Origin of the sequence: Streptococcus halichoeri (genome assembly GCF_009870755.1) — a bacterium.
Lineage (GTDB): Bacteria > Bacillota > Bacilli > Lactobacillales > Streptococcaceae > Streptococcus > Streptococcus halichoeri.
The window spans coordinates 1-22,395 of the sequence record NZ_WLZU01000016.1 but is presented as its reverse complement, the minus strand read 5'-3'; the positions used below and the strand labels follow the sequence as shown (position 1 = coordinate 22,395).

Below are 22,395 nucleotides of genomic sequence, written 5' to 3'. Positions count from 1 at the left end.
GATTTATTCCTCAAAGCTAGCGACGGTTTGCTTGAGCCCATCTTCTAAGGTGATGTGGCGTTGCCAACCAAGTGCTTCTAGTTTGCTTGTGCTTAGGCGTGTTCGGCCCATTTTGCTATAGGCTGCATTTTCGGTTTTTGGAATGTCAAAGACAACTTGTAGGTGTTTTTCAGCAAAAAGGGTGACCAATAATTGTGCCAAGTCTCGGATCATAATTGGCTGATCTTCATTAGCGACGTTATAAGCTTGCGCAATATCGCCATTTAAAAGAATCAAAAAGAGTGCTGTGGTGGCATCGCTTAAATAACAAAAAGCCCGTTCGGCACTGCCGTCACTTTTTAAAACAATATCCTCAGCCTGCACAATGTTATTAATCAAATCGCTCATAATACGACCATCATTGGCAATTTCCATACCTGGTCCATACACATGGGCTAAGCGAGCAATGGTAAATGGCACCTGAAATTGATCATAATAAGCTCTTAACAGGCTTTCTGCTGCTCGTTTGCTTTCTGGATAACAAGCCCGGCTGGCTAAGATGTCAAAGGCACCATATGCCTCTTCATTGATTGTTTCAGAGATGGCCTTGCCATAAATTTCACGCGTAGACAAGAATAAGAAATTTTTCACGTGTTTGGCTTTGGCGAATTCCAATAAATTGAGTGTGCCTAGGGTATTGGCTTTAATGATACCTACTGGATCTGACAAGATGTAGCGAGGACTGGCGTTACTAGCTGCATGAATCACATAATCAACTGGACCAGCATAGGTCAAAGGCTCGTTAACATCATGCGCTAGCAATTGAAAATAGTCCTTCTCCAGCAAATCCTTAAAACGTAATTTCGCCTTTGGCAGATTTCTTGCGGTGGCCACTATCTGGACTTGCAGTCCCTTGTGCTCATTCAAAAAGGCCAGTGTATAAATCATGTAGGTCGCTAGCATACTGTTAGCCCCTGTTAATAGGACTGTCTGATTAGCTAAGCTTTGCCAGGCAATGGCCTGATCAGCAGTGATCTGAGCCAAGTCTCTTTGGACGCTTGGCTGGCTGTAGTGTATTGTTTTAGAATCCATAAATCTGTGCATTTTCCTTTGCGTCAAACAAGGCCTTGAACGTATAAAAATCATCAGGTGTCGTAATCTTGATATTTTCATACGGTCCTTCTACGATCGTCAGCTTTTTATTGTACATACCCATGAGGGTGCTTGAGTCAATAGCATTAGTAATGCCTTTAGCAATAGCATCACGCTGGACTGCTAAAATATCCTTGAGATAAAAGCTCTGGGGAGCCTTAGCAATGTAAGAACGCGTCCGATCAACGACCTCTTCAATTTCTTTTTTCTGATTGATTAAAACAACTGTTTCTTTAGCGGCAACTGAAGTGATGGCTGAACCTGTTTCTTTTACAGACTGTATATTAGCTGATAAGAGGTCTTCATTGATTAAAGGGCGTACGCCGTCATGTATCAAGACAATGTCGTCTTCTCCTTTGGCTAGTGCCTCAGCCGCCTCAAGACCATTAAAGATTGACAGCTGGCCTGTTTCACCACCTGGAACAACTTGTTTAACCTTTTTAAGGTTAAACTTATCTACCAAGTCATTCATAAAGTCCAACCATTCTTTAATACAGACTACAATAGTGGCATCAATCTCTGAATTATTTTCAAAAATTTCCAGTGTATGAACAATAATGGGTTTACCATGGACTTCCAAGAATTGTTTGGGACGCCCTTTTGAATTCATCCGGCTTCCGACGCCACCAGCAAAAATTATTCCAATATTCATACTAAGTTTCCTTCCAATACCATGTATAATAACTATGATTTTCACGCTTGTTTTCAGGAGGTAATTCCATGTAGTTCTCACCATAGAGTTGCCGCAAATAAGCATGAGCGTTTTTTATTTTACGCGCCTTAACGTTTTCAAATAGGACATCTTCGTATTCGGTGAAAATCTCTTTTGGGAAACATTCTTTCAGGCGATAACGCGAATCAGTATAGCCAATATAGGGGACATCCTGCTGATTATAGCTTGCCATTATGCGATCAACCCGCTCTGCTTGCTGTTTTGCCTGGCCATGGTATTTCAAAAAGCGAGGCAGGCCCAAAATTAAACGCGCATTGGCATAAAGTTTTCGTGAGCCACTTGCAAAGTTTGGATAAGTAGTACACATGAGGTTTGTGGCAGCTGAATGGACTTTTTTAAAGAAAGCTTGACGTTCTTTTGGACTTTCAGGTAAACGGTCCATCGGAAAAATATCAATAAAAATACCAGTCCAAGGATGAATGCGATCTGTCTTGCTGACATACATTGATTTGGTATGATACAGTTTAGCAAACGGCCATAAATTGCGCTCGAGCGAATGGTGTAATAACCGATAATCTTGATTTTTACTGTGTGCAAGGATGGCCATGAGGCGCTCATACTGGTCACGTTCTAGCATGAGATCAATATCATCATCCCAGGGAATAAAGCCTTGGTGGCGTATTGCCCCAAGCAAACTTCCACCTCCTAGGGAGTATTCGATGCCATGCTCGCGTGCGATGGAATCAATATAAGAAAGCATTTCAAGTTGAACTTTTCTTATTTCTTCGACTGACATTTTTTTCATTACATTCCTCTTTAGCCCTGATTTAATTCTTTACATTGGTATTGGTGCACAGACAGATGCTGCTGGATTATTTTTTGATGATATAGTAGATAAGCACAAGGTAGAATAAGCTTACTGCTCCTACAAAAATAATAATAAGAGTGACTGGACTAATCTGTTTTTTAGGTTTGGTCTGTTTTTGTGTGATCAAAATGGCATTGTATTCCTCAGAACCATATGCCATATCCACAATCGAACCATTGACCCGGTAGTTGGTCTCTTGGGCCTTTGCGATGGAATCATCATTCACCTGAAAATAAATCGGCTTTCCTTGGTTGACACTGGTATTTTTATGTACTGGCCATAAAAAGTACTGTTGCTGATTTGAAAAGCCTCTTAGTTTGTACAGGGCCTTGTTAGCTTTTGTTTGATTTTTGGCATCATATGCCCAAATCCGGTCATTGATAGGAATGGTCTTGGTTTGACCATCAGTATAGGTTGTACGATTGGATTGAAAAGCCAGGGCTTTTTGACTGTGGGGTGCCTGCATAAATTGCTTCACATTCAAATTAGTGTCGACCCATTGCCCTTGGCCTTTTGAGCTTGTTGCTAGTAGATATACTTTTTTCTTATGGATTTTACCTACTAAAAAACTCGGACCACTAACTGGGTTATTACTATCATCATGGGTAACAAAATTAATACCGTAGGACTCTACTTGAGGTGTGATGCGATAACCCTTAGCATCCTCAATAAACAGGCCTTGTTTTGAATAAGCACTATAAACATCGAGATTTTGCGTTTTTGGTGTCATTTCACCATTATCAGATTCAATGATTACTGGTAACTGATAATTGACACGGCCTGAGACATGCCCCTTAATCTCTAAGGTTCTTACGGACTGGTCAATATTAGAAAAAGTGAGCTTATCAATAGAGCCTAACTTTGTTGCGTAGGTGGTTAAATCCTTGCTTAGTTTCTTTTGCTCAATAGCACTTGCACCTGATTGATCAGCAGTGAGCTGAATATGACCATCTATAAGCGTGGGGCTATTTTTGACCGCAACAATTTCTCCGTCTTGAATAGTGGTCCGTAATTTTGGTTCTACAACCTTAGTGTAAGGAAGATTGGTCTTATCAACCACAAAGTTCGGCGAAACCCTCACCACGATTTGATCGCTCTGGATCGGAATCTGATAGGTTACTTCTTGTCCATACTCCTTACTGATATTTTCTTCTTGCTGTTCAAGTAAGACCGGCGCCTGATCCTTTATTGTATTTCCTAAATAAACGGTTGCTCCGTCTTTAACATTAAGGGCTTTAAAGCTTTTGCGGATAGCTGTATCTTGGAAGATTGTAAAGCCCTTCTCAACGTGACCGACAGCTCGTCCTTTTTTATTGGTAAATTTATAATGGGTGTTATTAGGGTTTTTAAGCAGTACTTCACTTTTTAAGCCATTGACGTATGTCAGGTAACTTTTATTATGCTGAAAAAGTAAGGTGACAATTTTTTCGGCATCAGCCTGACTATTTTGGATATTGTTACCAAACCGGTATTGGCCCATTGCAACCTGATCATGGGAAACCTGATAGTCTTTTTTTACAGTCTCAAAAGTAAAGTGGGAAAAGTCATTTGGAGCAAATTTCCCGCTTTTGATTTTGCGCAAAGCTGTTTCATAATTGAGTGCATAAATATGAACACCATAGCGGGGCTCATTATCATAAATAAAATAAGCTGAAACATCAACTTTGGGATAATGCTGCGCTGCCTTTTTTGAATGAGAGCAAGCCGACATAACCATTACAACTGCCATTGCCAGGGTCAAGAAAACATACTGTTTCTTCATTGATTCTTTTCCTTTAATTCCTTTTCTTCGAGTTCTTTTTTCACTAATGAAATTTCTTGAATCAAACGCTTAATCTGTTCATCACGCTTGGTATTACTGCTTATGTCGAATAATTCTAAGAAAAATAAGAATAAGATGGCACCAAAGAGTAAGAAATTCATGGTTAAGGCAAAACCAAGTCGGTGAGCCACAAAGGAAACAACACCTGGAAAGACACTGATAAAGACTAATGAAATCCCCACTAATAACCAGGGCAAGGAGCGTTTGACCGAAAAAGTATTTCTATTAACCATACGAACAATCATGTACAGTAATAGCACTGCCAGCAGGAACATTTCAATTTGTAGGGTTAAACTCATCTAGGCATCCTCCTTTAAAAACCCTGCTATAATAATTGAGGTTAAAACATCTGTCATGTAAAAAATAGCTTTTAGGCTGCTAATGCTTGAGACACCGGCTTCTCGTTCAAACATATTGGCAGGCACTTCCTTTAAGCGAAAGCCCTTTTTCAAGAGTCTGGTGGTTGATTCTGGTTCAGGATATTGTACTGGGTAGTGGTCAGCAAAATAAGCAATCACCGTCTTATTGGCTGCGCGATAGCCACTTGTTGTGTCATAGACGCGCTTGCCTGTTGTTAACTTGATTGCATTTGAGATGAGGTTGATGCCTACACGCCGCATAACAGTCGATTGAAAATTTTCGAGTGTCTTATTCACAAACCGAGACCCAATGACAAAGTCGGCCTGATTAGCCAAAATAGGCTGAACCACATTTTGAATACTACGAATATCATGCTGGCCATCTCCATCAAATTGGACGGCAACATCATAATCTTGGCGTTGGGCATAAATGTAACCGGTTTGAACACCACCGCCAATACCTAAATTTTGGACGAGATCAATATGATTAAAGCCATGCTTATCTAAAATAAGCCCAGTATTATCTTTAGAACCGTCATTTATAACCACATAATCTAACTCAAATGGCAAAACAGTCGTTGAACGATAGGCTTCAATGGTTCGAACTGTTTTTTCAATGCTTCCTTCTTCATTATAGGCAGGAATAATTAATAATACTTTTTTCATTTTGTTCTCGCATTATAAAGATTTGTTAGGAGTAATAACCGAAAAACAATGATATGTTTCCATTGATTTTTGGTGTAGCGATGCTTGATGAGCCGTCTAAGCCGTTCTCTAAACGGTTGCTGATCAAAATCCACATAGTCTGCTAAAAGCTGATGCTTCTCAGGCGTAAGCTCTGTCGCATAATCATCAATGATATGTTGGGCCTGCACTTGGGATTGATGAATTAAGTGCCAGTAACGGGTAAAGAGTTTTTTAGGGCCCTGGCGAAATAACTTAAAACGCTTGTCTAAGGTTCGTGCACCCAGCACATTATTGGCATGCTGACGGTATAATTCACCAGGCTGATCAATATAAATTAACTTTCCAAGGGCCGTTGCTAGAAGCGCCAAATACCAATCATGCATAATAAGGCCATCATAGCGGGTCCATTTTTGCGCCAAGGCATGGTTAATTGCCGAAACTCCACCTGTAACAGCGTTTTCTGTTAGCTCTTGGACCAGTTTAGTATTAGGATGGGCTGATTGTGAGCGAATCATGCTTTCGTTCAAAACATTGAGGTCTTGATCAACCACCTTAAGATCCATATAAACCATCACAGGCAACTGCGCAGGCTGATTTGTAAAAGCGCTGAGCTGAGTCTCAAGCTTGTCTTTTAACCAAACATCATCTTGATCACTAAAACAGTAAATGTCCGCTTGATCATACTTTAACAAGGTGTAAAAATTTTTAATGACCCCAAAGTTTTGCCGATCATCACGATTAATAAACTGAATTCTTGAATCTTGTGCTTCAAAGGCCTTAATAATCTCGGGGGTTTGATCAGTCGAGCCATCATCTCGAATCAACAGCTTCCAATCTGTCACTGTCTGATTTTGAATGCTTTGAATTTGTTGCGCTAGGTAAGCTTCACCATTGTAGGTGGACATCAAAATATTAATTTTCATCTAAAAATAAAGCCTCGTAGGCTGCGACTATCTTTTCCCAAGTATAAGTCTGAGCCATGTGTTGTTTTGCTTGCCTGCCTAAGTCTTCAAAGGTCTCTTGTTTATCAACGCTGTCAATCAGCTGCGCTAATTCCTGGTTTTTCTTGGTCCAATACAGGGCTGTTTTCTGGGCGACCGATTGATTAAAAGGGACGTCTAAAACTAAATTTAAATCGGTATGGGCAAGTGCTTCAAGTAAGCCAGGATTAGTTCCTCCGACCTCATGTCCATGAATATAGGCAAAGGCATTTTGCCGAATGTAGCTCAAGAGTGCCTTGTCATAGACAGTGCCAACAAACTTAATCCGAGCATCCTGAGTAAAGCCGGTGGCATGTTTCAATTCAGTGACATAGGAATTCCCTTGGTAATTGCAAATAAGGACTAAATCACGTGAGGTATCACTGGCCATAAACTCCCGAATCAGTGTTTCATAGTTGTTTTCAGGCACAAAACGACCAACAACTAAGTAGTAACCTTTTTCAGTAATGCCGTGTTTTTGAAAATAGCTGCGAACCTGATCACTTTGAGCGGTTAAGCTAGATTGGGTCAGATCTGTACCATAGGCAATAAAGGTTGTCTGTGACCATGGGTAGACTTTCTGGATATAATCAGCAATCCCCTGATTATCTGAAATGATCATATCTGCGGCTTTAGTCATTTGTTTTTCAGCATATTTTAAGTACCGTTGTACCGGCTTTGACCATTTTGCCCGCTTCCATTCTAGACCATCAGGATTGACAAAAAGTTTGCCTTGCATCTGATGGATTTTTTTAGCAAAGGGCTTAATAAAGGCACCTATGGTATTGCCCAAAACATATACGATTGGCTGTGAGATGTGATGTTGCTGACAATAGTCTAAGGCATAGCCGATAGCCATCATATCATACAGAATAACACGCGCTGCTCCAACTTGAGGCGGATTAATGAAAAAGCAATCAACACCCAAGTAGGTGTCATGTCGCTTGTGCTTTGTATCTGATAAACAGGCAACATGATAGCAGATTTTATCAGACTTTCGATGAGAGACTAGCTCTTCAACAAATGTTTCAAAACCCCCATAGTTTGCAGGCAGTCCTCGACTACCTATGATAAAAACATGCTGCATGTCAATAAGCCCCATTCTAGAAATAATCCATGTTATTATAACATAAAGCAAGGGCAAAAGCGATAAAAAACCAATGCAAAGCGCCTCAGATAGACTGATTTACACCCCTTATAGCCCTTCTAACTAACAAGAGTGTCTAGAATAGCTTAAAAGCTGGCGATTAGCTTAGCGATGCAAGGTAGGCGCTAGCGTTTTCTTATAAAGCAAACGCATCAAGGATTTCTTGACTTTTACCATGAATTTGGATATAACAAAACTATGACATCGAAAATTACCATTAAAGATATTGCGCGAGAAGCAGGCGTTTCTGTGGCGACGGTTTCTTACGTATTAAACCAGCGCGACGATCAAAAAATCAGCGAAGAAACCCGCAATAAGGTCCTTCATATTAGCAACCTTCTTAACTATACACCTAATCAAGCAGCCAGATCATTGGTGACACGTCAATCCAACAGTGTGGTTCTTTATTATAAATACGCTGATTCTATCCTAGCTAGAGCAGAACAACTGCATACTATCAGCTGCCTTTCTCAGCGACTGCATGAACAGGATTATCAACTGGTCTGTCTCAATGAAGATAGCATTGAAAAATTTGATTGGGCTGATTTAATCTTGACTTTGGATATTGATAGTGACAGCTTTTATAAGATTGGAAAACTTAATTTCAAACCTTTAATTGCTATTGACAGCTTCATCGATGATCCCCTCTTTTTTCAGATTAATACAGATTATGTGGCTCTCAAAGACCAGGCAGATCAGTTTTTCAATGGTGATACCTATAGTCTACTCACCTTGCCTATAAATAATCAAGAACGGTATGAGCATATCTCTTCTCTTTTTCCACAGCTACATATAGTTGATGATATGAGAGAACTAACTTACTTTGAAAAAGATAATCTTTTGCTGATTGATGAGAGTTTAAATCAATTCTTTGGCAACAAGCCACAGAACCTCTATTGTCCAAGCTTTCATTCCCAAAAAGGCCAAGTCATCTTAAATGCTATCGAATGGGCCAAGAAACGCCAGTCCGATAAAAATCACAACCTTCTGGTGTAATAGCAGAAAGTTAGTCTATATCTGACCACCCTTTTTAAGAAAAACCCTTTCCCCTCGTCTGGAGGAGAAAGGGTTTTTATGTTAAGGATCAACTCATACCTTCAAATCGTCTCTAAAATGCGTTTTATAAAATACCACAGTCAGCATCAGTAAGGTTCCAAACACTTGGCAATTCATGACTAAGATCGGGTCCTGGATAAAAAAACTCAGTAGGATAGCTAGCAAACTTGGCCAAGCCAAACAATTAACCATCAATCCAAGACCTTCTGAAAAGCTTCGAATCATAAACAAGCGTGATTGTTTTGTCAGAGCCAAGAAGAAAGCACCCAGACCAATCACAATAACAGTTCCCACATAGACCATGAGGGCAAAACTAAGCAAAAGAAAAGCAAGTACACTGGCTTTGTTACTGTCATACCATTGCTGGTTGACAAAGGCCCTAACTGCTTTGGCTGTTGTCAACGTGACCAATGACTGGTCCTTACCTCTAACTTGTGCTCTCAGTTCCTTGCCTTTTGGCTCAATAAACCGCCACTCATTGTGAGTAACAATAATTTGTCTGGTTGATTCTGCTGTTAATTTTTCTAAGTCTCTCTTTGTCGGTAAAACAGCTAGCACTAATTCGCCATCTCGACAAATGAGAGATGGACCCTGAAACGTATTTTCCTCAATTTTGCCTTGCGTCAATGCGTGATAAGTCTTGTCCGTGATGGGAGCCAAACTCTTAGCCACAATCCGCTCTAAGGGATACGTTGGCATGCGAGCATAGTGTAAAGTGACCGGAATCATCATTAAGGCATTCAAAAAAACAATGATCAGAAGGTTTTGCCACCAAGAAAACTCACCTCGACTGGCAAACATTGCCTTAGGAGATCGGCAATGCGAGATGTAAGAAATAGGAAATTGCTTTTTATCTGGCATTAAAAATACTCCTTGTCAACTTAGCCCTTGGTGCCACCACTGGTTAAACCTGAAACAAAATTCTTTTGTAAGAAGAAAAAGAGAACTGAAATAGGCACTGCAATCAAAATAGCTCCCGCAGCAAACAAGGTTACCTTGGGATTTCTAGCATCATTGGTGATAAAAGACTGCAGACCAACTGCTACCGTATATTTTTCTTGAGCGCGTAACAAGAATTTAGCCAACATAAAATCCCCAAAAGGCCCCATAAAAGCCCATAAAGATTGCACTGCAATCATCGGTCGTACAAGGGGAAGGACAATCTGATAAAAAGTTCTAAAATGTCCAGAACCATCCAACTTAGCAGATTCGTCTAAATCATAAGGAACTGTGTCAAAATAGCCCTTCATCAACCAGGCATTCATCGGAATACCACCACCCACGTAAATCAAAATCAAAAACCAATACTGATTTAAAGCATTAAATAGCCAGGCCATGACAAAGTAAGCCGTTAAAGCCGCCATCGTAGGAACCATTTGGACGACTAAGAAAAAAACCAAACTTTTTTTGCGGCCAAAGAAATGGTAACGGCTATACGCATAGCCTGTTAAGGTAATGACGGCTACCTGAATCAGCATCGTAAAGAAGGCCACAATTAAGGTATTCCAATACCACCGCAAATATAAGGTATCTTGAAAGAGCGTCCTAAAGTTAGCCAAGGTCCACGGCCCGTTAAAATGAAAGCTAAAGGCTGTTGTATTTCCTGGTCGAAAAGCTGAGCTGACCGTTACTAGTATTGGAAATAAAATCACGATAGCTAAAGATATTAGATAGATATAAGTTAATAATTGGGCTAAAAAACGTTTGTGTTTCATTGACATTGCAACATAAGTCTTTCTCACTATCTCTCCTCCATATCAAAAGCTTTAAATTTCCTAAAGGTAATCAAAGACACTGAAATCACTATTACAGAAATGATTAAGGTCACTGCTGATGCCATTGAAAATTGTGGTGACGTCTGTGTAGTTAATTTATAAATCCAAGAAATCAGTATGTCGGTTGTCCCAGCTCCGCCTCCAACAGTACCAGGTCCCCCATTATTAAAAAGGTAAATAATAGAGAAGTTGTTGAAGTTAAAGGTATATTGTGAAATAAGGGTTGGAGCTGCAACTGCAAAAATCATAGGTAGCGTAATATGACGGAATTTCTGCAAGACGGTCGCACCATCAACTGTTGCTGCTTCGTACAAATCAGCTGGAATGGCCTGCAAAATGCCTGATACCAAAATGTAGATATAGGGAAATCCTAGCCAACCTTGCACCATAATCACAGCTACCTTTGTCCAAAAAGGATTTGTCTTCCAAGGCACAATGCCAAAATCAACAAAAGGAAGGAATTTCTCGATGAAAGGTAGAACTTGAACATTCATGGCTCCAATAGAATCATTAAAAAAATTACCAAAGCTCATAATAGAGATAAAGGCTGGAACTGCCCACGGTAATAAGAATATCACACCAAAGAGGCGTTTTCCTCTAATAAACGACTGATTAGCAATAACAGCCGTGGCAATGCCAATAATAATCTGAAGACTTGTCGCTGCTAGGGTCCAGATCAGCGTCCATGACAAAACAGACGTAAATGCTGTTTTGAAGGTGCTTAATTCTAAGATATTAAGGAAGTTTTTCAAGCCCACCCAATCCAATAAGCGATAAGGAGGGATATGCCTAAAATCGTAATTGGTAAAGGCAATTAATAAGGTCACCAAAACCGGAAAAATAATCGCGAAAGCCATGGCCAAATAGGCAGGAATAATGAGCAAGTAGGGAAAGCCCTTTTCATAAATAACCTCAAGGGTCTCCTTGGCTGTTACAGGAACCTTTTTACCTTCATTTTGTTGTCGAGTAACTAACCTAGCATCCCTCATAGCAACCAAATGAAAAATGACAAATAAGGCTAAGATAACTAATTGCATAGCCCCTTTAATCAACATGAACAAAGAGTGATCTTGCATGGGGACACTTCCAAGACTGTAAAGACCTGCTAAAGCAGGAATTCCCCAAAACACCATTTCTAACAATTCCAGCAAAAAAATAAGGAGCAAGACCACGCCTTTAACGGTTTGCTTATTATATAATTGTCCCAAACCTGGGATAAGAGATAGCCACATAGCTAGATGGGGCTTTCGCTGTCTTTGGTTAACTACCATTTTTTATTCCTCTTTCCATAAATGATTTAAGGCTATCCTGATTCGATCAGCTACTTTATCAGGTGAATACCTAACCACTGATGTCTTCAGTTCATCATTTTTTCCATCTAAACCGGTATTCTTAGTCACTTATCACTACAAAGCCCCCTGGAAGCAATTGGGCACGCTCTTTGTCCACCTTATTACCAGTTAACACTTGCCCCTTTTCCTTAATAGGATAAGCAGCCTCCCCATTGTTAAAAACAAGCGTAATGATTTGTTCACCTAAGCTGCGCTGTAGAATGAAGCAATCTCCGTCATGAGCAATGCTGATTGCTCCTTCTTGAAGAGCCGGCTGCTGACGAAGAGTGATGATTTCCTTCACCTTATTGAAGAAGACTTTGTCCCACCCAGCGTCATTCCACGGAAAACCTCGCCGCGAATCTGGGTCGTAACCTCCTTTCATGGCTACCTCTGTCCCATAATACAGGCAAGGCATCCCTATAAACGTAAAAAGTAATGCTAAAGCAGCCAGAAGTTTGCCTTTTGACCCCTTAACTTGAGTGAAAAAACGATGCGTATCATGAGAATCCAAGAGATTTAAATTCATGCGATTGACTTGCCAAGTGTTTCGCATCAAGATATGACTTAATTTTTCAGCCAATTGCTTTGATGTCATGGTTTCAAAAGCAAAATAATCTAAACATGCTTTGGTGAAAGCATAATTCATGATTCCATCATATTGGTCCCCTGCCAAATAAGGATAGGCATCATGCCAGTTCTCACCAATCAAAATGGCATCTACTTTTTCAGCTTTAATGACTTGGCGAAAACGTCGCCAAAAATCATGAGACACTTCATCAGAAACGTCTAAGCGCCACCCATCAATATCAAATTCCCTAATCCAGTATCGTCCGATCTCAATCAGATAGTCTTGAACATCTCTGTTTGAGGTGTTCCACTTTGGCATATAGTCACATCCGGCAAAGGTCTCGTAGTTAATCAGCTCCATTGATGGGTAATCATCATGGAGCATAAACCAATCAAAAAATTTAGACTTCTTGCCATATCGCAAAACATCTTGAAATTCAATCGTATCACTGCTGGCATGATTAAAGACAGCGTCTAGGATAATCTTGATTCCCATTTGATGGGCCAAATCAATCAACTCTTGCAAATCGTGCTTACTACCAAATTGAGGGTCAATAGCATAGTAATCACTAATATCATATTTATGATTACTAATGGACTGGAAAATCGGGGTTAAGTAAATCACAGTAATCCCTAGATCCTTGAGATAATGTAACTTGTCTGTAATCCCCTTTAAATCTCCACCAGCAAAACTTTTAGGAGTTGGTTTCTCTAACCAATCCATGTTGACATAACTGTCATCTTTTTCCCAATCCCCACGATTAAAACGATCAACAAAAATTTGGTAAAAGACCGCGTCTTTTGTCCAAGGAATGACCTGATGAACGTCTACTGCATTAATATAAGGCATTTGAAAGAAATTATAAAAACCATTCGAAAAATCATAGCTAGTGGTTAAGCCATCCTCACTAAAATAATAGATCTGACCTTCTTCCTCAATTTTAAAAATATAAGCTAACCTTACGTCATCAAGCGTCAAAGTCGTTTCATAATAAGCATGTGCCTGATCTAGGTAAGCCACTGACATTTCCAATTCTTCTTGGAAGTCATGGTAACCATATTTTGGACCATACACCAAACTAACGGTTATATCTGCATCTTCTTTAGCGACACGTAATCGGATGACAAGTTCTTTTTGAGATAAGGCAAAGCAATATCTCGAATCAGGAATATGTAGCATTCCGGCAATATTCATTTCTACCTCCATTAAGTAGTCCTTCTTTAGTCACCCTTAGCTAATCGGCAAAAAGAGGCAAACTAAAATTACTCTTACTTGTTTTGTCCACTTCTTGTTTAACGTTACCAGCATTAAACTTAAAATAGAAGCTGGGTGCATTTCTTTGTCCCAGCCTCCCTTTTTCTACTTTATTCCGCGTATTTTTGTTCAATCGTTACCTTAATCGCCTTAGCTGCCTCTTTGGCTGCTTTAGAAGCTCCTTTCTTACCAGAAGCTACATTAAAGAACATATTGGCACCAGGCTCCCAAACTTCTGCCATTTCTGGAATATTTGGCATTGGTTGTGCACTCTCAAACTGACTAACCACAGCTTTTGTTAATTCGTTTCCTTCTTCTGACGCATAATGCCGAGCTGTTAAGTTAGCTGGAATTTCTTGCGTTTTATCATAGAATCGTTTTTGATTTTCCGTATTTGTCACATAGTCAAGGAATTTTTGAGCAGCTGTTTTTCCTTTAGAATAATTGGAAATAACCCAGGCTTTACCACCAGCAAAAGGTTGGTATTTCTTACCATTGATTAATGTCGGAATCTCTGTTACACCAAAGTTAACTCCTGCCTTTTTAAATGAACTTGCTGCCCATGGGCCGTCAACAATAACTCCAGCTTTTTTAGAGGTGAATTGCTCTGTAATAAAGTCACCGGCTTTTTTAGTGTCTTGCATTCCTTGCGGCCAGGTATTGTACCACTGTTTTGCGTAGTTTAAACCTTCCACAGTTCCAGAATTTCCAAGACCAAGGTCGCTTGGCTTAGTTCCATTATCACCAAAGACATAACTGCCGTAACCAGCAATCAACCCATAACCATAATAAAAATCTGTCCACTTGGCCAAAAAACCAACGGCTTTACCTGACTCAGAAGCAAAGGCAAATTTTGGATCTTTTTGCAAGCTTTCTAATTCAGCAAACGTTTTTGGAGCATCTGCCACCAAGTCTTTATTATAGTAAGCCACCAACGTTTCAATCACATCTGGTGCACCATAAGTCTTACCGTTAATAGTTACTAATTTCTTAACCGTATCATCAAACTCTTTACTATTAGCCAAGGCTACCTCAGCAATTTGACCTTCAGATCCAAGACCACCCACACGGTCATAGGGGGCTAAAAAGACATCTGGCGAGGCCCCTGTTGGGCCATCTGTTGATAACTTATCAAGTGTATCCATCATGCCTTCTTTTTTAACTTTGACGGTGATTTTATGTTCTTTTTCAAAGTCACCCTTAATGCTATTAATATAGTCAGCATACCCTTCATCAACAGAAACTACAATAGTCTTGCCATCTGCTTCTTTAGTTTTTTTAGCATCTTTAGTACCCCCACTCGTACAAGCAGTTAGTGTTAGCACTGGAGCCAATGATAATATTCCAATTACAGATGCTTTTGTCCAATTCCATGCCATAACATGTTCCTCCAAAATGTTTTTCCTTAATAACCAGTCACACAATCTATCTACTCTTGTCACATTAGCTGATAAATGGCTAACATAAGACGTCCAAAGTTAATAACTGTAGCCTTTAGTATTATATGACTTAAACGTTTAAGTTAATTTTATTTTATAGTAATCGCTTACAAATGTCAATATCTTTTAGCATTTTTCTAAAAACATTTAAATGATTCTTTTACCTCACCACTTCCACTTATGACTTAGTTCCTTTACCATATTTTTATTCAGGTACTTCTTAATCTAAGAAAGACTTCTCACAACCATTTCAACCTATGAGCTGTTGCCTAACGCAAACCAAAAAACTCTATAATAGTCCTGTAGTGGGTGATTCCACAATGGCTATTATAGGGCTGTTTATAGCTATATAAAGTTAAATCCCCTCTGACTGATAATGAAAAGCACTCAGCATCAACATCAGACAAGTCTATCGTCTGCCACAAGTCATGGGATTGAAAGGTAGCAAGATTACTTTGAACATGCAAAAAAAGAAGACGTCTTTCGTCTCCTCTCGTGCTTAGCTAGTAGGCCACCCATTGCAGTTGATATAGAGTTCAAAAACCTCACTAAGATGATACTCCTAGCAAGGAAAGACTGTTGTTTGATTATCCATCGTTAGTCAGCGTGATTGCCTAGCTACCTGGCACACAGCTAATGTTTTTTGTTCTCTCTACCGCTACAGATAGCTGCAACAGATAAAAAGAATTAGCCAAGTCAGGCAAACAAAGCACTTGAAGGGGTTCCCCTTCTAGGTCATTGTCATTTTAAGGACGTTCTTGGCGGTAAAATTCTTGCAAGGCTTCTTGCCAGGTTGGAATAACAAAGCCAGTTGCTTTAGCCTTAGTCAAATTTAATGTTGAATTAAAGGGACGCTTAGCCTTAGCAGGAAATGCTGAAGAGTCTACTGGAACTACTTCGACTGCTGTATCTTTTAGGATTTCTTTTGCAAAGTCAAACCAAGTGGTATCTTCTTTAGCATCGTTAGACAAATGGTAATAACCAAAGGCCTTGTTGTTTTCAGCTAAATGACACATAAATTCCGCTAATGTGCGGGTCCAAGTCGGACGACCATGCTGATCATTGACAACTGTTAGGCGGTCATGAGTTTGGGCAAGGTTTTGCATGGTAAACACAAAATTTTTGCCATAATGACCAAAAACCCAGGCCGTACGAATAATGTAATAACTATCAAGATAATGTTCTACAGCTTCTTCGCCTAAACGCTTTGTCCGACCATACTCTGTTTGTGGATCAGGCTGATCTGTTTCTAGCCATTCTTCGCCAACTGGTTTATTGCCATCAAAAACATAGTCGGTTGAGATATACACCAAGGTGGCCTGATGTTTTTGACAAGCTTTAGCAACATTTTTTGTTCCAGTGACATTAATGGCATAGTCTAATGCTTTGCCTTCGTCTTCTGCTGCATCTACAGCCGTATATGCCGCACAGTGATAAACCAAGGTCGGTTTTACTTGCTCAAAAACCGATTCCACCTTGCTAAGGTCGGTAATATCCATTTCGGCAACATCAACAGCCACATAATCAACGGAGCGTTCATCTAGCAAGTGACGAAGTTCCGTTCCTAATTGTCCATTACTACCTGTAATTAATATCATAAAGTCTACCTATCCTTTCCTTCTTGCGGTTTTTGAAAGTTGGTTAATAACAATAAGGTCATGGCTATGGTTTCAACGACAGATTTGCGTCGTAATTTGAGGGAAAAAAGCAAAGCCAGTCGCTGAAAAAATGAGGCCTGATCCAGAGCAATAAACTGTTCAAAAAAAGTTTTTATCTGAGGTGCCATCTGTGCTTGACAATCCTGATATATCAATTGCGCTCGCTTGAAAGATGTGTCCATCATTTGCCAAAAAGTGGCGATGCCATACTGACGGCCATAGTTATTCAGAGACTCTGACTGTGCTTGCCGTCGCCACAAGGTAGTGCTAACAGGAATATAGACAACGTCACCTATTGCATAAGCCAAGGTGCCAAGATAGGAGTCATGGCCCCAATTGGCTCAAACTGCCAGACCTTAGCTAAAGCATGGTTAATCATGATAGCCATTCCATTGATCTGGTTAAAAGCTATTTGCTCAGCTAGGACTGTTTTTTGGTCGTTTTCCTTGAGGAACGTTAGCTCTTCATCAACAGTTGTCCAAGTCGAATAGACCAATAACGGACGGTGAGCATCCTTGTTTTGACAAGCAGCTAAATAGACAGCTAGTTTGTCTGTTTTCCAAACATCATCAGCATCACACAGAACATAGAAATCCGCTGCTTCATACTTAACTAATTCGAAAAAAGTCCGATGTCCCCCAAGGTTTTTCCCTTTTCCTGGATTAATGAGACGAAACCGTGGATCCTGTATGACAAATTCATCAATAATGGCCAGGGTTCCATCAGTTGATTGATCATCTCTAATGTTACAAATCCAATCAGAGTAGGTCTGCTTTTGAATACTTTCTAGCTGTGCACGCAAATGCTTTTCAGCATTAAAAGTGGCAAGACAAATAATCACTTTTTGAGGCATGTTGCTTCCTTTTTTCTACCCTCTATCTAATTCCCAATGCAATGCGGGCATAACGGCTCATTTTATCAGGAGACCAAGCCGGGTACCAGACCAATTTGACCTCTACCTTGGTTACTTCTGGTACCGAACGCATAGCGTCATGAATCTGATCTGTCAATAAATCTGCCAAAGGGCAGCCCATCGTCGTCAAAGTCATATCAATTTCGGTATGGCCGTTGTCTTCAAAACGAATATCATAAACCAGTCCCAAATTAATAATATCAATGCCTAACTCTGGATCAACAACCAGTTCGAGGGCTTCCAGGATGCGATCTTTAATATGATTCACTTCCTCTAATGTATAGTTTGGATTTTCTGTCATTTGTTTCCTTTCGTTTTCATTCCAACGCCAAAGACTAGAGTCATGACTTCTTAAACAATCAATTCCAGGAGAAATAAAGGCTCCAGCCAGTCAAGACTAACAAGCTAGGTGGCCAAATCAAGCGATGAGGGCATAGAAAAACACCCCACCGAATCCCAGAATGATTTCCTCTCATCAAAGACAACTTATGCGGTATCATCCCTTTTTATTTACCAGGCACCAACCTAAAACACCACTTAGGCTCTTTGGCGCTTTCTAATCTCTTGGCGCCAACCTAAAACACCACTTAGGCTCTTTGGCGCTTTCTAATTTCTTGGCGCCGACCTAAAACACCACTTAGGCTCTTCGGCGCTTTCTAATTTCTTGGCGCCGACCTAAAACACCACACTGTGGTGTTTTAGTCCTCAATAAAGTCTCTTAATTGTTTGCTACGGCTTGGATGGCGTAATTTACGGAGAGCCTTGGCTTCGATCTGACGAATCCGCTCACGCGTTACATTAAAGACCTTACCGACGTCTTCTAAGGTACGCATTTTACCATCATCCAGGCCAAAACGTAGACGTAGGACGTTTTCCTCACGGTCAGTCAAAGTATCTAGGACTTCGTCCAATTGCTCGCGCAAAACAACCCGCGTAGTGTAGTCAACGGGATTTTCAATGACTTCATCTTCGATGAAATCACCCAAATGACTATCGTCTTCTTCTCCAATTGGTGTTTCCAAAGAAACCGGTTCTTGTGCAATCTTGAGGATTTCACGCACCTTATCTGGTGTCATCTCCATTCGCTCTGCAATTTGTTCTGGGGTTGGATCTTGACCAAGTTCTTGCAAGAGATTGCGTTGCTCACGCACTAATTTGTTGATCGTCTCAACCATGTGAACCGGTATCCGGATGGTTCTTGCCTGATCGGCAATAGCTCGCGTAATTGCTTGGCGAATCCACCAAGTGGCATAGGTGGAAAACTTAAAGCCTTTTGAGTAGTCAAACTTATCAACAGCCTTCATCAAACCCATATTACCTTCTTGAATCAGGTCCAAAAACTGCATACCCCGACCAACATAGCGTTTAGCAATTGACACGACCAGACGTAAGTTTGCTTCGGCTAGTCGTTGTTTAGCCTCTAGGTCACCTTGGGCTACTGCCACAGCCAGTTCTTTTTCTTCTTCACTTGTCAAGAGTGGCACAACACCAATTTCTTTGAGATACATCCGAACCGGATCGTTAACTTTGGCTGAATTACTACCCAGCAACTCCTCATCAGATAATTCCTCAGGTTTGGGCTCTTCAACAATATACTTGGCTGAAGGATTGCCATCTTTATCTGTAATCGAAATACCACCATCTGTTAAACGTTCTAATAAATCGTCAATTTGATCAGCATCCAGACTAAAAGGAACCACTAAGACTTTTGTAACTTCCTCATCAACTGCTGTTCCAGCTTTTTTGTGGTTGCGAATAAACTCGGCCACTTGAACATTATAGGTTGTAATTTCTTTTTCTTTTGCCATATTTTCCTCTATTCCATATTTCTTCGTTGCGCAATCAATTGTTCCAAGGTTTCTAATGCTAATGCATGGTTGCCATTGCTGCTTGATTCACGGATCTGTTTTCCTTGTTGTTGGATTTTTCGTTCCTGCAATAATCGCTGGCGCTTCAATAAGACCTCTTCGATTTCATTTGGTCCTATTTCTTTTGGCAGGTTTTCTTCAAGCACACGGTAATAAGCCTGATTGATAGCCTCGGGCTGGTGGGACAAATCAACTGATGTAATCTCACCAGCTTCCTTTAATAGGTCAAACAAAACCTGAAATTCTGGCGTATCAAATTGGAAGTGATCTTTAAAGCGAAACTCATTTAAGATAACATCATTAGTCAGTAAGCGATGCAATAAATGTGTCTCTGTTTTGACCAAAGCCGACAAACGCTTTGATAAGGGCAGATCAATCGTTACTGAAGCAGTCGGATCGTGGACGCCTTGCCTGTGCTTGCGATCTTGTAAACGTTGCTGATTAACAGCCTGCTCCACTTGGAAATAATCAAAATCTGGTAATAAATCAGCCAGCTTGTGGATATAAGTATTTTGAGCAGTGATTGAAGGACTTGCAGCAATAATCGGAGCTATCTTGTCCACATAAGCAATCTGTGCCTGCAAATTATCACTATTTTCTGGTTGCAATTGCTTCATCTGAAATTCAATATGGCTAATGCGGGATTGTTGCAACAACTGAGCAAATGCCTGTGCTGAATGCTTTTGAACAAATTCGTCTGGATCCAACTTGTTGGGAATTTGCACAATTTCTACATTGAAGTCTTTGAGCAATTCTAGGGACTTGGCTATAGCGTTTTGACCCGCCGCATCACCATCATAAACCATAACAATCGTTGAGGTTAAGGCCTTGAGGCGGCGAATGTGCTGTTCTGTAAGTGCCGTCCCCATCGAAGCGACAGCATTTTCAACACCTGCTTTATAGGCGGCAATAACATCCATAAAACCTTCCATGAGAAAAACTTCGTGGGTTTTAGTGATGACTGGCTTAGCCTTATCTAGATGATAGAGTTCATACGATTTATTAAACAGCTTGGTGGCGCGGCTATTCTTGTATTTGGCTTGCCCTGTTTCTTGGTCTTTTGATGTCCAAATTCGTCCGGAAAAAGCAATTGGCTGACCGTCTTCGTCTGACAAAGGAAACATAATACGATTGCAAAAGGCATCATAGATACGATTGTTTTGTTCAGAAACATTAAACAAGCCTGAGGCTAATAGGCTGTCTTCCTTGTATTTTTTGGATAAAGCTTGATAGAGATAATCGTTTTCTGCTGGGGCAAGACCGATTTGAAAATGCTTAATTAATTCATCTGTGAGCCCACGTTGGTAGAGATATTCACGCGCCGCTTGGCCATTTTTTGTGGTCAGTAAGACGGCCTGATAAAAAGAGACGGCGTCTCGATGAAGATCCAATAAATCTTGGTTGGGACGGACTTTTTTGGGTTGACCTTGAAAGATTGTTTTCTCAAGGGGAATCCCAGCTTTTTCAGCAACAATCTGCACACTTTCTAAAAATGGCACCTGCCGGTAATCTTCTATAAATTTAAAGACATCACCAGATTTTCCACAACCAAAGCAATGATAAAACTGTTTGTCTTCAATGACATTAAAGGAAGGCGTTTTCTCCTTATGGAAAGGACATAAACCTAAATAATGACGACCAGACCGGGTTAAGGGGACCACTTCTCCGATAATATCAACGATATTAACATCATGTTTTATCTGGGAAATTTTATCTTTGTCAATTGCCAAATCGTCGCCTCCCCATAGTAATCCCATTATAGTTTTATATTTCATTATAGCATGCCACCTTTTTTTTGTAAATTTAAAAGGACGAGTCGTATCGGTGGTCTAGGGGCCAAACTTATGATAAAATGGGCAAGAAAGGTTAGGAATTTTAGAATGATTAAAGAACTCAAAGCATTTTTATTCAAAGGTAATGTCCTTGACTTAGCAGTTGCCGTTGTCATTGGGGCCGCCTTCAAGGCCATTATTGACTCTCTAGTTGGAGATGTCATTACACCTTTGATTTTAAATCCCGTCTTAAAAGCTGCCGGGGTGCAAAATATTGCCCAATTGACATGGAACGGAATCAAATACGGTAACTTCTTAGCAGCTGTTATCAACTTCTTAATTATTGGTATGACTCTATTTTTCGTTGTAAAAGCAGCCAATAAAGTCATGAGCTTTAACAAAACTGAAGCAGAAACTGTTGAAGCGGCAGCACCAAGTCAAGAAGAACTCCTTATGGAGATTCGTGACCTACTCGCTCGCAAATAAGCATAAAAAAGGGCCCTGTGGCCTTTTTTGCTGCTCCAATGTCGCAAGCTCCATTGTTACTTGATTGACAAAGGACAAAAAGGCCTCCTACGCAGTCAAGATATACACCCACTCAAACGTTTATGCTATCCTTGTTACAGAAAAAAACGGCAATGCTAGCAACCGACATTAAAAGCAGCCCCTGCAAGGTGACTGCTTTTTTGCTTGTGCGCTTAGAATTTTTTACGTTTGCGTGCTGCTTCTGATTTACGTTTACGTTTAACAGAAGGTTTTTCGTAGAATTCACGTTTACGTGATTCTTGAAGAGTACCAGCTTTAGTAACAGAACGTTTGAAGCGACGAAGTGCATCATCAAGTGATTCGTTTTTACGTACTACTGTTTTTGACATTAATTTCACCTCCTCAAGATAGCGTAACATTTTCACGTTCCTAACTATATTATCCGTTTTTTCGGAAAAAGTCAACTACCTTTTTCCAGGAATCATTCCCGTAGTTAATATTGTTGTCCAATTTGTTATAGTCCAAAGGGAGATAATAATGACTTTCCTTGTCTTAACAATTGGTCAACAATATTCACTGATGCCCTTTCTTCCAATTAAATGCAA

Annotated in this window: 21 protein-coding genes; 2 read left to right on the top strand and 19 right to left on the bottom strand. The window is 40.2% G+C overall.

What is annotated here, in order from left to right; genetic code table 11:
• Nucleotides 1–3: 3 nt before the first annotated feature.
• The 8 genes from GWD08_RS05255 to cps2T all read right to left on the bottom strand — a co-directional run bounded on the left by GWD08_RS05255 (nt 4) and on the right by cps2T (nt 7,607).
• Nucleotides 4–1,071 carry an NAD-dependent epimerase/dehydratase family protein gene (locus GWD08_RS05255; protein WP_159545732.1) on the bottom strand — a complete coding sequence of 356 codons (1,068 nt, stop codon included), beginning with the start codon at nt 1,069–1,071 and terminating at the stop codon, nt 4–6.
• The gene (locus GWD08_RS05250; protein WP_159564609.1) at nt 1,061–1,783 is read right to left on the bottom strand and encodes an IspD/TarI family cytidylyltransferase; all 723 of its coding nucleotides are present in this window, start codon (nt 1,781–1,783) and stop codon (nt 1,061–1,063) included. The genes GWD08_RS05255 and GWD08_RS05250 overlap by 11 nt, the downstream gene beginning before the upstream one ends.
• Before the next feature lies 1 nt (nt 1,784).
• Nucleotides 1,785–2,609, bottom strand: coding sequence for a LicD family protein (locus GWD08_RS05245; RefSeq protein WP_159549550.1), 825 nt, complete (start codon nt 2,607–2,609; stop codon nt 1,785–1,787).
• A gap of 67 nt (nt 2,610–2,676) precedes the next feature.
• On the bottom strand, nt 2,677–4,434 hold the full coding sequence (locus GWD08_RS05240; protein ID WP_159564607.1) for a hypothetical protein: 1,758 nt from the start codon (nt 4,432–4,434) through the stop codon (nt 2,677–2,679).
• Nucleotides 4,431–4,793: a DUF2304 domain-containing protein gene (locus GWD08_RS05235; protein ID WP_159545740.1), complete on the bottom strand. Its 363-nt coding sequence runs from the start codon at nt 4,791–4,793 to the stop codon at nt 4,431–4,433. The genes GWD08_RS05240 and GWD08_RS05235 overlap by 4 nt, the downstream gene beginning before the upstream one ends.
• The gene (locus tag GWD08_RS05230; protein WP_159545742.1) at nt 4,794–5,519 is read right to left on the bottom strand and encodes a glycosyltransferase family 2 protein; all 726 of its coding nucleotides are present in this window, start codon (nt 5,517–5,519) and stop codon (nt 4,794–4,796) included.
• Nucleotides 5,516–6,463, bottom strand: a complete 948-nt coding sequence (locus GWD08_RS05225) for a glycosyltransferase family 2 protein (protein ID WP_159564605.1) — start codon at nt 6,461–6,463, stop codon at nt 5,516–5,518. The genes GWD08_RS05230 and GWD08_RS05225 overlap by 4 nt, the downstream gene beginning before the upstream one ends.
• Nucleotides 6,453–7,607, bottom strand: a complete 1,155-nt coding sequence (gene cps2T, locus GWD08_RS05220; protein WP_159564641.1) for a beta 1-4 rhamnosyltransferase Cps2T — start codon at nt 7,605–7,607, stop codon at nt 6,453–6,455. Before cps2T ends, GWD08_RS05225 begins: the two co-directional genes overlap by 11 nt.
• A gap of 258 nt (nt 7,608–7,865) precedes the next feature.
• Here cps2T and GWD08_RS05215 point away from each other — a divergent pair, with 258 nt between their 5' ends.
• Entirely contained in the window at nt 7,866–8,663 is a 798-nt protein-coding gene (locus GWD08_RS05215; protein WP_159564603.1) for a LacI family DNA-binding transcriptional regulator, read from the top strand.
• Nucleotides 8,664–8,756: 93 nt separating this feature from the next.
• Here GWD08_RS05215 and GWD08_RS05210 read toward each other — a convergent pair whose 3' ends face one another.
• The 10 genes from GWD08_RS05210 to dnaG all read right to left on the bottom strand — a co-directional run bounded on the left by GWD08_RS05210 (nt 8,757) and on the right by dnaG (nt 21,289).
• Nucleotides 8,757–9,584 carry a DUF1189 domain-containing protein gene (locus GWD08_RS05210; protein ID WP_159564601.1) on the bottom strand — a complete coding sequence of 276 codons (828 nt, stop codon included), beginning with the start codon at nt 9,582–9,584 and terminating at the stop codon, nt 8,757–8,759.
• 20 nt (nt 9,585–9,604) lie between these two features.
• On the bottom strand, nt 9,605–10,465 hold the full coding sequence (locus GWD08_RS05205; RefSeq protein WP_159544137.1) for a sugar ABC transporter permease: 861 nt from the start codon (nt 10,463–10,465) through the stop codon (nt 9,605–9,607).
• Complete coding sequence (locus GWD08_RS05200; protein ID WP_159564599.1) at nt 10,465–11,769, bottom strand: carbohydrate ABC transporter permease; 1,305 nt, start codon at nt 11,767–11,769, stop codon at nt 10,465–10,467. Before GWD08_RS05200 ends, GWD08_RS05205 begins: the two co-directional genes overlap by 1 nt.
• Nucleotides 11,770–11,890: 121 nt before the next feature.
• Complete coding sequence (locus GWD08_RS05195; RefSeq protein WP_159564597.1) at nt 11,891–13,594, bottom strand: glycoside hydrolase family 13 protein; 1,704 nt, start codon at nt 13,592–13,594, stop codon at nt 11,891–11,893.
• Nucleotides 13,595–13,764: 170 nt separating this feature from the next.
• On the bottom strand, nt 13,765–15,033 hold the full coding sequence (locus GWD08_RS05190; protein WP_159564595.1) for an extracellular solute-binding protein: 1,269 nt from the start codon (nt 15,031–15,033) through the stop codon (nt 13,765–13,767).
• Nucleotides 15,034–15,839: 806 nt separating this feature from the next.
• Nucleotides 15,840–16,691, bottom strand: coding sequence for a dTDP-4-dehydrorhamnose reductase (gene rfbD / locus GWD08_RS05185; protein WP_159549029.1), 852 nt, complete (start codon nt 16,689–16,691; stop codon nt 15,840–15,842).
• A 352-nt stretch (nt 16,692–17,043) separates the two neighbouring features.
• Complete coding sequence (locus GWD08_RS08915) at nt 17,044–17,604, bottom strand: glycosyltransferase (RefSeq protein WP_244295496.1); 561 nt, start codon at nt 17,602–17,604, stop codon at nt 17,044–17,046.
• 22 nt (nt 17,605–17,626) lie between these two features.
• Nucleotides 17,627–17,965 carry a metal-sulfur cluster assembly factor gene (locus GWD08_RS05175; RefSeq protein ID WP_159549051.1) on the bottom strand — a complete coding sequence of 113 codons (339 nt, stop codon included), beginning with the start codon at nt 17,963–17,965 and terminating at the stop codon, nt 17,627–17,629.
• 397 nt (nt 17,966–18,362) lie between these two features.
• On the bottom strand, nt 18,363–19,472 hold the full coding sequence (gene rpoD, locus GWD08_RS05170) for an RNA polymerase sigma factor RpoD (RefSeq protein WP_159544151.1): 1,110 nt from the start codon (nt 19,470–19,472) through the stop codon (nt 18,363–18,365).
• An 8-nt stretch (nt 19,473–19,480) separates the two neighbouring features.
• Entirely contained in the window at nt 19,481–21,289 is a 1,809-nt protein-coding gene (gene dnaG, locus GWD08_RS05165; protein WP_159564639.1) for a DNA primase, read from the bottom strand.
• Between the two features lie 123 nt (nt 21,290–21,412).
• Between dnaG and mscL the strand changes: the two genes are divergently transcribed.
• Entirely contained in the window at nt 21,413–21,790 is a 378-nt protein-coding gene (mscL, locus tag GWD08_RS05160; protein WP_159564593.1) for a large conductance mechanosensitive channel protein MscL, read from the top strand.
• Nucleotides 21,791–22,002: 212 nt separating this feature from the next.
• Here the strand turns inward: mscL and rpsU are convergent, their stop codons facing one another.
• Nucleotides 22,003–22,179, bottom strand: coding sequence for a 30S ribosomal protein S21 (gene rpsU, locus GWD08_RS05155; protein WP_000048058.1), 177 nt, complete (start codon nt 22,177–22,179; stop codon nt 22,003–22,005).
• Nucleotides 22,180–22,395: the final 216 nt, after the last annotated feature.